The organism is Seohaeicola zhoushanensis, from assembly GCF_014656415.1.
GTDB classification, from domain to species: domain Bacteria; phylum Pseudomonadota; class Alphaproteobacteria; order Rhodobacterales; family Rhodobacteraceae; genus Seohaeicola_A; species Seohaeicola_A zhoushanensis.
The window spans coordinates 159,525-172,047 of record NZ_BNCJ01000003.1 but is presented as its reverse complement, the minus strand read 5'-3'; the positions used below and the strand labels follow the sequence as shown (position 1 = coordinate 172,047).

Annotated in this window: 12 protein-coding genes; 5 read left to right on the top strand and 7 right to left on the bottom strand. The window is 68.7% G+C overall.

Features of this window, described 5'->3' with window-relative positions; all coding sequences use genetic code 11:
* Positions 1-172: 172 nt before the first annotated feature.
* The 7 genes from IE266_RS08495 to IE266_RS08465 all read right to left on the bottom strand — a co-directional run bounded on the left by IE266_RS08495 (position 173) and on the right by IE266_RS08465 (position 7,229).
* Positions 173-1,687: an aldehyde dehydrogenase (NADP(+)) gene (locus IE266_RS08495; RefSeq protein ID WP_189679636.1), complete on the bottom strand. Its 1,515-nt coding sequence runs from the start codon at positions 1,685-1,687 to the stop codon at positions 173-175.
* Positions 1,688-1,764: 77 nt separating this feature from the next.
* A complete protein-coding gene (locus tag IE266_RS08490) occupies positions 1,765-2,667 on the bottom strand; it encodes a sugar kinase (RefSeq protein ID WP_189679635.1) in 903 nt (300 codons plus the stop codon).
* Positions 2,664-3,527, bottom strand: coding sequence for an SMP-30/gluconolactonase/LRE family protein (locus tag IE266_RS08485; protein ID WP_229863952.1), 864 nt, complete (start codon positions 3,525-3,527; stop codon positions 2,664-2,666). The genes IE266_RS08490 and IE266_RS08485 overlap by 4 nt, the downstream gene beginning before the upstream one ends.
* Entirely contained in the window at positions 3,524-4,657 is a 1,134-nt protein-coding gene (locus IE266_RS08480) for a fumarylacetoacetate hydrolase family protein (protein WP_189679633.1), read from the bottom strand. Before IE266_RS08480 ends, IE266_RS08485 begins: the two co-directional genes overlap by 4 nt.
* A gap of 9 nt (positions 4,658-4,666) precedes the next feature.
* On the bottom strand, positions 4,667-5,578 hold the full coding sequence (locus IE266_RS08475) for a dihydrodipicolinate synthase family protein (protein WP_189679844.1): 912 nt from the start codon (positions 5,576-5,578) through the stop codon (positions 4,667-4,669).
* A gap of 23 nt (positions 5,579-5,601) precedes the next feature.
* Entirely contained in the window at positions 5,602-6,198 is a 597-nt protein-coding gene (locus tag IE266_RS08470) for a LysE family translocator (protein WP_189679632.1), read from the bottom strand.
* Positions 6,192-7,229, bottom strand: coding sequence for an L-idonate 5-dehydrogenase (locus IE266_RS08465; RefSeq protein WP_189679631.1), 1,038 nt, complete (start codon positions 7,227-7,229; stop codon positions 6,192-6,194). The genes IE266_RS08470 and IE266_RS08465 overlap by 7 nt, the downstream gene beginning before the upstream one ends.
* A gap of 112 nt (positions 7,230-7,341) precedes the next feature.
* On the opposite strand from IE266_RS08465, the gene IE266_RS08460 reads away from it, so the two are divergent.
* The 5 genes from IE266_RS08460 to IE266_RS08440 are packed head-to-tail and all read left to right on the top strand — an operon-like array spanning position 7,342 to position 12,479.
* Positions 7,342-8,103: an SDR family oxidoreductase gene (locus tag IE266_RS08460; protein WP_189679630.1), complete on the top strand. Its 762-nt coding sequence runs from the start codon at positions 7,342-7,344 to the stop codon at positions 8,101-8,103.
* A 9-nt stretch (positions 8,104-8,112) separates the two neighbouring features.
* The gene (locus IE266_RS08455) at positions 8,113-9,033 is read left to right on the top strand and encodes an NAD(P)-dependent oxidoreductase (protein ID WP_189679629.1); all 921 of its coding nucleotides are present in this window, start codon (positions 8,113-8,115) and stop codon (positions 9,031-9,033) included.
* A 1-nt stretch (position 9,034) separates the two neighbouring features.
* Positions 9,035-9,925 (top strand): phytanoyl-CoA dioxygenase family protein, encoded by an 891-nt coding sequence (locus tag IE266_RS08450; RefSeq protein ID WP_189679628.1) that lies wholly within the window; start codon positions 9,035-9,037, stop codon positions 9,923-9,925.
* A 24-nt stretch (positions 9,926-9,949) separates the two neighbouring features.
* The gene (locus tag IE266_RS08445; RefSeq protein WP_189679627.1) at positions 9,950-11,731 is read left to right on the top strand and encodes an IlvD/Edd family dehydratase; all 1,782 of its coding nucleotides are present in this window, start codon (positions 9,950-9,952) and stop codon (positions 11,729-11,731) included.
* 10 nt (positions 11,732-11,741) lie between these two features.
* A complete protein-coding gene (locus IE266_RS08440) occupies positions 11,742-12,479 on the top strand; it encodes an SDR family oxidoreductase (RefSeq protein ID WP_189679626.1) in 738 nt (245 codons plus the stop codon).
* Positions 12,480-12,523 lie beyond the last annotated feature (44 nt).

Below are 12,523 nucleotides of genomic sequence, written 5' to 3'. Positions count from 1 at the left end.
GGGGGTGGGTGTGGGGTGGAGAGGGAGGTGCCCCTCACCCTTGCCCTCTCCCCCGAGGGGAGAGGGGAGTGATTTTTGATCGGGGGTGGGTGTGGGGTGGAGAGGGTGGTGCCCCCTCACCCTTGCCCTCTCCTCCGAAGGGAGAGGGGAATGCGCTGGCCCGGAGGGGCGGTCATGCGGTGAGAGCGTCGAGCAGCCCATCGGGCAGGTTCTGGTAGCAGACCGGCCGCAGGAAGCGGCGGATCGAGAGGGTGCCGACCGAGGTGGCGCCGAAGTTGGTCGAGGCCGGGTAGGGGCCGCCGTGGACTATGCTGTCGGCCACTTCCACACCGGTGGGGAAGCCGTTCACCAGCACGCGGCCGGCCTTCCGTTGCAGGATCGGCAGCAGGCGGCGGGCGGTGGCGGTGTCGCCCTGGTCCATGTGCAGGGTGGCGGTGAGCTGGCCTTCGAAGCCCTTGGCCAGCACCTCCATCTCGTCCGGGCCGCTGACACGGACGACGAGGCCGAGGGGGCCGAAGACCTCTTCGCCAAGTGCATGGTCCTGCAGGTAGGTGTCGGCGTCTGTTTCGTAGAGGTTGGGCGAGGCCTGGCGGCCGTCGTCGTCGTTGGTGAGCAGCGGGCGCACCGCGTTGCGGGTGTCGAAGCGGGACTTGCCTTTGCGATAGGCCTCGGCGATGCCGTCGGTGAGCATGGTTTGTGGTGCGACCTTCTCCAGCGCCTCGCGGGCGGCGGCGACGAAGGCGTCGCCCTCTGCGCCCCTGGCCACCACGGCGATACCAGGGTTGGTGCAGAACTGGCCCGCGCCCATGGTGAGCGAGCCGGCCCAGCCCTGGCCGATCTGGGCGCCGCGCGCCTTAACCGCTTCGGGCAGCAGGAACATCGGGTTGACCGAGCCGAGTTCGCCGAAGAAGGGGATCGGCTCGGGGCGCTGGGCGCAGAGGTCGAAGAGGGCGCGGCCGCCGGCCAGGGAGCCGGTGAAGCCGACGGCCTTGATCAGCGGGTGCTGCACCAGCGCGGTGCCGACATCGCGTCGGCCACCCTGGATCAGCGAGAAGACGCCCCTGGGCATGTCGCAGCTCTCGATGGCGGCGAGGATGGCCTCGGCGACGATCTCGCCGGTGCCGGGGTGGGCCGAGTGGCCCTTGACCACCACGGGGCAGCCGGCGGCCAGCGCCGCGGCGGTGTCGCCGCCCGCGGTGGAGAAGGCGAGCGGGAAGTTCGAGGCGCCGAAGACCGCGACCGGCCCGATCGGCTGCTGTACCATGCGCAGGTCCGGGCGGGGCAGCGGCTGGCGGTCGGGCAGCGCGGCGTCGTGGCGCAGGTCGAGGTAGGCGCCGTCGCGGATGTGGCTGGCGAAGAGGCGCAGCTGGCCGGTGGTGCGGCCACGCTCGCCTTCGAGGCGGGCGGCGGGCAGGCCGGATTCCTGGGTGCCGATCTCGGTGATCGCGGGGCCGCGCTTCTCGATCTCGTCGGCGATGGCGTCGAGGAAGGCGGCGCGGGCCGCGCGGGGCGTGGCGCTGTAGGTCCAGAAGGCCTCCTCGGCGGCCTCGCAGGCGCGGTTCACCAGGTCGACGGTGCCGACCGCGAAGTCATGTGCGGGGCCGCTTGAGGGTTCGGAGCGGAAGGTCGCGCTGCCGCCGACCCATTCGCCCGCGATCAGGTGCTTGCCGTTCGGTTGCCAGGTCATCGGGGTCTCCTTGGTTCGAATTGATATATTAGTGTATCCCATGCCCCATGAGCCGGGGCGCGGCAAGGTCGCCGGTCTCAGGCCGCGAAGATCGAGCGCACCAGCGCGCCGCGTTCCTGCACAACGCGCGAGGCGAGGCCCATGGCGCGCTGCGCGGCGGTGTCGATGTCGGCGCCGGTCAGGCGGGCGGAGAGCCAGGCGGCGCCGAAACTGTCGCCGGCGGCGGTGCTGTCGACCTGCCGGACGCGGGGCGGAGTGAAGACGTGGATGTGGTTTTCTGCCATGACATGAAGATCCTGCGCGCCGTTCTTCACCGCGATCTCGCGCGCGCCGAGGGCGGCGTAGCGGTGCGCGGTCTCGGCCGGGGTGGCATCGCCGAAGAGCTGGGTTTCCTCGTCGAAGCTCGGCAGCACCGTGTCGGCCACCGAGGCGCCGAGGGTGAGGCCGGCCTTCATCGCCTCGGGGCTCTCCCAGAGGCGCGGGCGCAGGTTGGTGTCGAAGGCGATGTGGCTGCCCTTGGCGCGGGCGCGGGCCAGCGCGGCGCAGAGCGCCTCGCGGTCGGGCTGCGGCAGGATTGCCAGGGTGATGCCGGAGACATGCACCGCGCTGCGCCCCGCCAGCATCCGGTCGAGCGCATCGGGGTCGTCGGCCAGCCGGCGCGCGGCGGATTGGCCACGCCAGTAGGAGAAGCTGCGCTCGCCGTCGCGCAGGCTGATCATGTAGAGGCCGACGGTGCGGTCGGGCAGGCGGCGGATGGCCGAGGTGTCGATGCGCTCGGCCGCCATGAAGGCCAGCATGTCGTCCGAGACCTGGTCGGTGCCGACGCAGGTGCCATAGGCGACGCTCCAGTCGTCGGGCAGCAGGCGGCGGGCATACCAGGCGGTGTTGAAGGTATCGCCGGCAAAGCCCATGCGCATGGCCCCGTCGCCGATGGGCGCGAGTTCGACCATGCATTCGCCGATGGCAAGGAAGCTCTTCACAGGATGACCCGGTGTTCGGCCTGGCCGGTGGCGCACGGCGCGATCTCGAAGGTCTTGCCGGCGTTGCGGTCGGCGGCGCGCTGCTCGTCGGTCAGCTTCTGCCAGGCCGAGGTGATCAGCATCCGGTCGAGGTTGGCGCCCGCGAAGGCGGGGCAGGTGGCCTGGCGGGCGGGAATGGCGAAGGTCTGCATCAGCTCTCCTGCGGGGGAATGGCAGGTCACCTTGGCATGTCCGTAATGCGCGCACCAGAAGTTGCCCTCGGCATCGACCACGGCGCCGTCCGGGCGGAAGTCGGTGGCGGGCAGGTCGAGGAACAGCTCGGGGTCTCCTTTGGGCCAGCCGGTGGTCTCGTCGAGCGGCTGGCGCATCACCTTGCCGGTGGGGGTGTCGGCGAAATAGGCGAAGCGGCGGTCGGGCGAGAAGCACTGGGCGTTGGTCACGGTGATATTGCCGTAGAGCTGGCGCAGCTCGCCCCGGTAGAAGCGATAGAAGGCGCCCGCGCCCTTGGTCATCGCCTTGGCCATGGTGCCGATCCAGAAGCCGCCCCAGGGGTCGGCGCGGCCGTCGTTGGTGCGGGTCAGCGGGTTGTCGGCTTCGAGCGGGCAGAGTGGCTCGGTATTGCCGGTTTCGAGGTCGAGGATCAGCAGCCCGCGTTCATGGGTCACCAGCAGGCGGTCGCGGTCGATCCATCCGGCGGCCGAGACATGGCCGTCGAACTGCCACAGGCGTCTCTCCTCGCCGTCGCGGGCGTAGAGGCGGTGGGCGTTGATGTCGAACCAGAAGAACTCCTGCCGCTCGGGGTGCCACATCGGGCCTTCGCCGAGGCTGCATTCGGTGCCGTCGAAGATCGTGGCGGTCACAGTAGGTTCCTTCCGGCGAGGTTGCGCATCAGGGCGGCGGTGCCGAAGGTCCATTCCGGGCATTGGGTCGAGAGCCGCACGGTGTTGCGCAGAGTGCCGAGGCGGGCCTCGGAGATGGTCACCACGTCGCCTGTCTTGTGGGTGAAACCCTTGCCCGGCGCATCGCGGTCCTGGATCGGGGCGAAGAGCGTGCCGAGGAAGAGGAAGAACCCGTCGGGATACTGGTGATGCCGCCCGATGGTCTGGGCGACGATATCGGCGGGTTTGCGGCTGATCTCGCGCATCGAGGAATGGCCCTCCATGGTGAAATCGTCCTCGCCGCTGACATGCAGGTCGAGTTCGGCGGTATGGACGTCGTCCATGGAGTAGGTCTCGTCGAACAGCCGCAGGAAGGGCCCGATGGCACAGGAGGCGTTGTTGTCCTTGGCCTTGCCGAGCAGCAGGGCCGAGCGGCCCTCGATGTCGCGCAGATTTACGTCGTTGCCGAGCGTCGCGCCGAGGATCGCGCCGGTGCTGTTCACCGCGAGCACGATCTCGGGCTCGGGGTTGTTCCAGGTCGAGATCGGGTGCAGCCCGACCTCGGCGCCCCAGCCGACGGCGGCCATCGGCTGGCACTTGGTGAAGACCTCGGCATCGGGGCCGATGCCGACTTCGAGGTATTGCGACCAGAGCTTTTCGGCCTGGAGCAGCGTCTTCACCTCCATCGCCTTTTCCGAGCCGGGGACGATGCCGCGCAACGAGTCGCCGATCACCGAGGCGACGCGGTCGCGGATCGCCTTGGCGCGGTCGGGGTCGCCGGCGGCCTGTTCCTCGATCACCCGTTCCACCATCGAGCGGGCGAAGGTAACGCCGCTGGCCTTGACCGCCTGCAGGTCGGGCGGGGCGAGCAGGTGGGGCGCGCCATCCTGCCCGAGGTCGGCGAGCGCGCAGAAGGTTTCACCGGGCGCCGAGCGGACGCGGTCGGCCGGGTCGCCCGCTTCGAGCAGGTCGCGCATGGTGGGCGTTTCGCGGCTGGTGATGTCGACCAGCGCCTCGCCCCTCAGGGCGACGAGGGCCGGGCCGATGCCGGGACGCCAGACGCGGCCGGTCAGGGTGGCCTGCGGTTCGGGATTGTCGAAGGGAAGCGGCATCAGGTCTCCTCAGAGGCCCCAGCGCAGGACCAGCGGGTCGAGCGGGGTCAGCAGGTTCAAGAGCATCTCGCGGGTATCGGGATGCAGGGCTGGGATCGGGTGGCGGCAGAAGTCGGACTTGATGACACCGCCCGCCACCATCGCGGCCTTGGCGGCGCGGAAGCCGCATTGCCGGTTCTCGTGGTTGATCGCGGGCAGGATGCGGCCGTAAGCGGCGGCTGCGCCGGATTCGTCGCCGGCGAGGAAGTCGCGCACCACCGGGCCGATCAGGTCGGGGATCATCGCCGAGGTCATGCAGCCGGTGGCCCCGGCGTCGAGGTCGGCAAGCAGGGTGATGCCTTCCTCGCCGTCGAAGGGGCCTTCGATGGCCTCGCCGCCCAGTTCGATCAGCGCACGCAGCTTGGCGGCGGCCTGGGCGCATTCGATCTTGAAGAGCTTCAGCATCTCGATCTCCTGCGCCATCCGCACCAGCAGGGGCACCGGCAGGTCTACGCCGGAAAGCGGCGCGTCCTGCAGCATGATCGGGATGCCGACCTCGCCGACGGCGCGGAATTGTTCGAAGGTCTGCTCTGGCGTGCCCTTGAGCAGGGCGCCGTGGTAGGGCGGCATCATCATCACGATATCGGCGCCGAGGCTTTGCGCCTGCTTGGCGCGGCTGACCACGATGGGGGTTGCGAAATGCGAGATGGTGACGATCAGCGGCACGCGGCCGCCGATGTGTTCGGCCGAGAGCCGCATCAGGTGAAAGCGTTCCTCGTCCGAAATCAGGAACTGTTCCGAGAAATTGGCGAGGATGCAGATGCCGTCGACCTTCTGGTCGATCATGCAGTCGAGCACACGGCGCATTCCGTCGTCGTCGAGTTCTCCGGTGTCGTGGAACGGCGTGGGTGCGACGGGCCAGACGCCGGAATAGGGTTGCATGTCAGTCATCTGTCAGCCTTTCTTCATGTTCTTGGGGCCGAGAGGATCGCCAGCAGGACAACGCCGAGCATGGCGGCGGCCATGGCGTAGTTGATGCGGGCTTGGGTGGTTTCGGGCAGGTTCAGCCGGTGCAGGGTGACGCCGGCCCAGAGCCAGCCGAAGTGGATCGGCAACCAGATCAGGTTGGAAATCACAAGCTTTGCAATGGTTTCGGCGGCGAAGTTGTCAGGATGGATCGGGAAGCCGGAGTAGAGCGCGGTGTTCACCGCATAGGCCTTGGGGTTGATTGCCTGCAGCATCACGCCTGCGGCGATGCCGGGGGCGGTCCTGGCCTCGATGAAGGCGAGCCGGGACCCGGCGAAGGCGATCTTTGCGGCGAGGTAGAGCAGGTAGGCGACCGAGGCGACCATCAGCACCAGCCGCACCGATGGGATGCCGAGCAGCGCGGCGGCCAGGCCCGATATCACCGCCAGCGCCACCAGGTTGGTGCCGATGAACAGCCCGCCCAGATAGGCGAACCCGGCGCGGAAGCCATAGGCCGCGCCGACCCCGGCGATCGAGAGCACGCCGGGGCCCGGCGTCACGATCAGCAGGAAGACGGCCAGCGCGAATGTCAGCACCCGGCGAACTCCAGCTGCACCTTCATCGACCGGGCCCGGTCCGAGGCTGTGGCGAAGGCCTCGGCGAAATCGGCGAGGCGATAGCTGTGGGTGAGCAGCGGGCGCACGTCGATCAGCCCGCCGGCCATGAAGCGCACCGCCGAGGCGAATTCCTCGTGGAAGCGGAAGGAGCCGCGCAGGTCGAGTTCCTTGGCGGTGATCATCATCATCGGCAGGCGCATGTCGCCGCCGAGGCCCAGCTGCACCACGATCGCGCGCGGGCGCATCGCGGGCAGGGCGGCGACCAGAGCGGGTTCGGCGCCGGAGCATTCGAGAAGCACGTCGACCTGCCCCTTGCCGGCGGTATAGGGCGCAAGCGCCTGCGGGTCGGCCAGGGTGTCGAGGGTGACATCGGCCCCGGCTTCGCGAGCATAGGCCAGCGCGCGGGGGGCGATGTCGGTGGCGATGATCTCGCCCGCGCCGGCGCGGCGGGCGGCGAGGATCGAGAGCACGCCGATCGGGCCGCAGCCGGTCACCAGCACGCGGCGGCCGAGCAGCGGGCCGGCGCGGCTGACGGCGTGGAGGCAGACCGAGAGCGGTTCCGCCATGGCCGCCTGCGCCGGGTCCAGCCCCTCGGCCCGCACGCATTGGCTGGCCTTCGCCACCAGCACGTCGCGGAAGGCGCCCTGGATATGGGGGAAAGGCATGGCCGAGCCGTAGAAGGCCATGTTCAGGCAATGGTTCGGCAGGCCCCGGTGGCAGTATTCGCAAGCGCCGCAGGGGCGCGAGGGCGAGACGGCGACGAGATCGCCTTCCTTCAGCCCGCTGACGCCTTCGCCGAGGGCGGTGACATGGCCCGAGACCTCATGGCCGAGTATCATCGGCTCGCGCACGCGGACCGTGCCGAAGCCGCCGTGGCTGTAGTAATGCAGGTCGGAACCGCAGATGCCGCCCCGCGCGATGGCGACGCGCACCTCGCCGGGGCCGGGCGTCGGATTGGGGCAGTCGCCCAGGCGCAGGTCTTTCGCGCCATGCACGTAGAGCGCTTTCATGTCTCGTCCTCCCCCCGAACGGCGGCGCCCGAAGCGCCCTTGCAATACCCTAGAAATGGTATACCATTTTTGCAAGCGGCAAGGCAGGCAATGCCGGGCCGGGGGAGGACGTATGCAGATTTTCGACCTGACCGGACGCCGGGCGCTTGTCACCGGCTCGTCCCTGGGGATCGGGTTCGCGCTGGCGCGCGGGCTGGCGCAGGCCGGTGCCGAGGTGGTACTGAACGCGCGCGACGCCGGGCGGCTGGCCGGTTCGGCGGAATCGTTGCGGCGCGAGGGCGCGAAGGTCTTTGAGCTGCCCTTCGACGTGACCGACCACGAGGCGGTGCGCCGGGCGGTGGACGGCTTCGAGGCGGAACACGGGGCCATCGACATCCTGGTGAACAACGCCGGGATGCAGCACCGCGCGCCGCTGGAGGACTTTCCGGCCGATGCCTTCGAGCGGCTGCTGCAGACCAATATCGCCAGTGTCTTCCACGTCGGCCAGGCCGTCGCGCGGCACATGATCGCGCGGGGGGAGGGCAAGATCATCAACATCGCCAGCGTGCAGACCGCGCTCGCCCGGCCCGGCATCGCGCCCTATACCGCGACCAAGGGCGCGGTGGCGAACCTGACCAAGGGCATGGCCACCGACTGGGCGCGCAAGGGGCTGAACTGCAACGCCATCGCGCCGGGCTATTTCGACACGCCGCTGAATGCCGCGCTGGTGGCGGACCCGGCCTTTACCGAATGGCTGGAGAAGCGCACCCCGGCGGGGCGCTGGGGCCGGGTCGAGGAACTGGTGGGCGCCTGCGTCTTCCTCGCCTCGGACGCGGCGAGTTTCGTCAACGGGCACACGCTGTTCGTCGACGGTGGTATTACGGCAAGTCTCTGAGGGGGGAAAATGGCGGACAAACCGGTCATCGGCTTCATCGGCCTGGGTTACATGGGCCACGGGATGGCGAAGAACATCCTGCAGAACGGCTACAAGCTGCAGGTGAAGGGCAACCGCAACCGCGCTCCGGTCGAGAGCCTGGTCGGCATGGGCGCGACCGAGGCCGCAAGCGTGGCGGCGATGGCGGGGAGTTGCGACATCATCCACCTGTGCCTGTCGAACTCGCCGCAGGTCGAGGCGGTGATCCGCGGGCCTGACGGCATTCTCGCGGGCGGCAAGCCGGGGCTGACGGTGATCGACGCGACCACCTCGGACCCGACCTCGACCATCGCGCTGGCCGCCGAGCTGGCCGCCAGGGGCATGACCCTGGTCGATGCGCCGCTGGGGCGCACGCCGAAGGAGGCCGAGGCCGGCACCCTTGACACAATGGTCGGGGCCGATGTCGAGACCTTCGAGCGGCTGAAGCCGGTGATCGAATGCTGGGCCGGCAATATCAACCGCACCGGCGAGGTCGGCTCGGCGCACAAGATGAAGCTGGTGATGAACTTCATCTCGATGGGCTATGCCGCGCTCTATTCCGAGGCGCTGGTGATGGCGGTGAAGTCGGGGCTGACGCCGCAGACGGTCGAACGGGTGATCGGCGGCTCGCGTCTGGCCAACGGTTTCTTCGACACCTTCATGAAGGGCGCGGTGGGGCGCGACCGCGAGATCCACAAGTTCACCATCGCCAATGCCGCCAAGGACCTGCGCTATGCCGCCTCGATGGCGATGGCGGCCGAGATGGCGAACCCGCTGGGCGCGGCCTTCCGCAACGCCTTCGCCCAGGTCGAAGCGACCGGGCATGCGGGGGATTTCGTGCCGATGCTGGCCGATCACGTGGCCCGCTGGAACGGGCTCGACCTGGCCGAGGCGGTGGAGAAGGGGAAGTGACATGCTGACGGCGGAGCAGAAACGGTTCTACGCCGAGAACGGTTATCTCAAGGTCGAGAACGCGGTGACGCCAGAACAGCTGGCGCGGCTGCGCGAACTCACCTACGGGCTGATCGACGCCTCGCGCAGCGTGACCGAGAGCAACGCGGCCTATGACCTCGACAAGGGCCACAGCGCCGAGGCGCCCCGGCTGACGCGGATCAAGCTGCCGCACAAGCAGGACCCGTATTTCTGGGAGGTGCTCCGCAGCTCGGCGATGACCGAGGTGCTGAACGAGCTGCTGGGGCCGGACACGGTGTTGCTGACTTCCAAGCTCAACACCAAGGCGCCGGGCGGCGGGCGCGCGGTGGAATGGCACCAGGACTGGGCCTTCTACCCGCATTCGAACGACGACCTGCTGGCCTTCGGGCTGATGCTGGAGGACGTGGACGAGGCCAACGGCCCGCTGATGGTGATCCCCGGCACCCACAGGGGGCCGATCCTGAGCCACCATGCCAATGGCGTCTTTGCCGGGGCGATCGACCCCGACGACCCGCTGTTCGAGAAGGACCGGATCGTGACCCTGACCGGCAAGGCCGGCGACATGACGGTGCATCACGTCCGCACGCTGCACGGCTCGGCCCCCAATACCGGCGATCGGGCGCGGCTGATCCTGTTCTACGAGCTGGCCTCGGCCGATGCCTGGCCGCTGCTCGGGACAGGGGCCTATTACACCCGTCTCGACCAGCGCGCCTTCTGGGACGACCTGCTCGACCGTATGGTTACCGGCCAGCCCAGCCTGACGCCACGGGTCGAGCCGGTGCCGGTGCGTCTCCCCTTGCCGGCAGCGCCGGACAACAGTTCGATATTCAAGACCCAGGAAAGCGCCGGGGCGAAAAGCGCCTTTGCCTGATGGCTCCAGCGAAAGGAAGCGAAGATGAGTGATACACGTGCAAACAAGCGGTTCCGGTCGCAGGAGTGGTTCGACAACCCCAACAACCCGGGGATGACCGCGCTCTATGTCGAGCGCTACCAGAACCAGGCCTATACGCGGGACGAGCTGCAGGGCGAGCGCCCGATCATCGGCATCGCCAATACCGGCAGCGACATCGCGCCCTGCAACAAGATCCACGTCTTCCTGATGGACCGCATCAAGGCCGGCATCCGCGACGGCGGCGGCATCCCGATGGAATTCCCGGTGCACCCGATCCAGGAAACCGGCAAGCGGCCGACGGCGGCGCTGGATCGCAACCTGACCTACCTGTCGCTGGTCGAGGTGCTGCACGGCTATCCGATCGACGGGGTGGTGCTGACCACCGGCTGCGACAAGACCACGCCGGCCATGCTGATGGGCGCCGCCACGGTCGACATTCCGGCCATCGCGCTGAACGGCGGGCCGATGCTGGACGGCTGGTGGAAGGGCAAGCGCGCCGGCTCGGGCACCATCGTCTGGGAATCGCGTCGCCTGCTGTCCGAAGGCAAGATCGACTACGAGGAATTCATGTCGCGCGTCTGTGCGTCGGCGCCCTCGCTCGGGCATTGCAACTCGATGGGCACGGCCTCGACGATGAACGCCATGGCCGAGGCGCTTGGCATTTCGCTGACCGGCAACTCGGCAATCCCAGCGCCCTTCCGCGAGCGCATGGCGATGGCCTACGAGACCGGAAAGCGCATCGTGAAGATGGTCTACGAGGACCTGAAGCCCTCGGACATCCTGACCCGCGAGGCCTTCGAGAACGCCATCGTGGTGAATGGCGCCATCGGCGGTTCGACCAACGCGCCGCCGCATCTGCAGGCCATCGCGCGCCATGCCGGGGTGGAGCTGAAGGTGAAGGACTGGGAGACGGTCGGCTTCAACGTGCCGCTGCTGCTCAACATGCAGCCGGCGGGGGAATACCTGGGCGAGAGCTTCTTCCGCGCCGGCGGCGTGCCGGCGATCATGGGCGAGCTGAAGAAGGCCGGGCGCATCCACGAAGGCGTGATGACCGCCACCGGCAAGACCATGGGCGAGAACCTGTCCGGCTGGGAGAGCCAGGATCTCGACGTGATCAAGACGGTTGCCGCGCCGATGCGCGAGAACGCGGGCTTCCTGGTGCTTTCGGGCAACCTCTTCGACTCCGCGCTGATGAAGACCTCCGTCATCTCGGCCGACTTCCGCAAGCGGTTCCTGTCGACGCCGGGCCGCGAAGGCATCTACGAGGCCCGCGCCGTGGTCTTCGAGGGGCCGGAGGACTATCACGACCGGATCAACGACCCGGCGCTGAAGATCGACGAGACCACGATCCTCTTCATCCGCGGCGTCGGCTGCGTCGGCTATCCCGGCTCGGCCGAGGTGGTGAACATGCAGCCGCCGGATGCGGTGATCAAGGCGGGCATCAACCACCTGCCGACGGTCGGCGACGGGCGGCAGTCCGGCACCTCGGAAAGCCCCTCGATCCTCAATGCCTCGCCCGAGGCGGTGGTCGGCGGCGGGCTGGCCTACCTTGAGACAGGGGACATGGTGCGGCTCGACCTCAACGCCTCGCGCATGGACGCGCTGGTGGAGGAGGCCGAATGGCAGGCCCGCAAGGCCGCCTGGACCCCGCCGGTGATCCGCAACCAGACCCCCTGGCAGGAGATCTACCGCACCCATGTCGGGCAACTGGCCGATGGCGGCTGTCTCGAACTGGCGACTGCCTATCAGAAGGTCGCCCGCGACCTGCCGCGCGACAATCACTGAGGTAGGACGCATGAGCAAGAGCATCATCATCACCGGGGCGGGCAGCGGCATCGGCCGCGCCTGCGCCGAGACCTTCCTCGCCGATGGCTGGCGCGTGGGCCTGGTAGGCCGTCGCGCCGGCCCTCTCGAAGAGACAGCGGCGGGCCATGCCAACGCCCTGGTGCTGCCCTGCGATGTCACCGAGGCGGCACAGGTCGATGCCGCCTTCGACAGGGCGATGGCCGAATGGGGCCATCTCGACGCGGTCTTCAACAATGCCGGCGTCAGCCTGCCCGGTGCGCCGATCGACGAGGTCGGCGTCGACGACTGGCGCCGGGTGATCGACATCAACCTGACCGGCGCCTTCCTGGTGGCCCGCGCCGCCTTCGGGCGGATGCGGCACCAGGACCCGCGGGGTGGGCGGATCATCAACAACGGCTCGATCTCGGCCCATGTGCCGCGCTGGGGCTCGGTGGCCTATACCGCCTCGAAACATGCGATAACCGGGCTGACCCGCACCATCTCGCTCGACGGGCGGCCCTTCGACATCGCCTGCGGCCAGATCGACATCGGCAACGCCCTGACCGAGATGGCGCGCAAGATGACGACAGGCATGCCGCAGGCCGACGGCACGATGCAGATCGAGGCGGTGATGGACGTCTCCCATGTCGCCAGCTCGGTCGCCTATATGGCCAGCCTGCCGCTCGAGGCGAACGTGCAGTTCATGACGGTGATGGCGACCAACATGCCCTTCATCGGCCGCGGCTAGACTCTGCGGCGCCCGAGAAGAAACTGGCGCCGCCCCCCTGATTT

What these genes read in the sequence shown, in the direction of transcription:
- IE266_RS08445 (WP_189679627.1), top strand. Translation starts at nt 9,950, where the DNA reads ATGAGTGATACACGTGCAAACAAGCGGTTCCGGTCGCAGGAGTGGTTC.
- IE266_RS08465 (WP_189679631.1), bottom strand. Translation starts at nt 7,229, where the DNA reads ATGAAAGCGCTCTACGTGCATGGCGCGAAAGACCTGCGCCTGGGCGAC.
- IE266_RS08450 (WP_189679628.1), top strand. Translation starts at nt 9,035, where the DNA reads ATGCTGACGGCGGAGCAGAAACGGTTCTACGCCGAGAACGGTTATCTC.
- IE266_RS08440 (WP_189679626.1), top strand. Translation starts at nt 11,742, where the DNA reads ATGAGCAAGAGCATCATCATCACCGGGGCGGGCAGCGGCATCGGCCGC.
- IE266_RS08495 (WP_189679636.1), bottom strand. Translation starts at nt 1,687, where the DNA reads ATGACCTGGCAACCGAACGGCAAGCACCTGATCGCGGGCGAATGGGTC.
- IE266_RS08475 (WP_189679844.1), bottom strand. Translation starts at nt 5,578, where the DNA reads ATGCAACCCTATTCCGGCGTCTGGCCCGTCGCACCCACGCCGTTCCAC.
- IE266_RS08455 (WP_189679629.1), top strand. Translation starts at nt 8,113, where the DNA reads ATGGCGGACAAACCGGTCATCGGCTTCATCGGCCTGGGTTACATGGGC.
- IE266_RS08480 (WP_189679633.1), bottom strand. Translation starts at nt 4,657, where the DNA reads ATGCCGCTTCCCTTCGACAATCCCGAACCGCAGGCCACCCTGACCGGC.
- IE266_RS08460 (WP_189679630.1), top strand. Translation starts at nt 7,342, where the DNA reads ATGCAGATTTTCGACCTGACCGGACGCCGGGCGCTTGTCACCGGCTCG.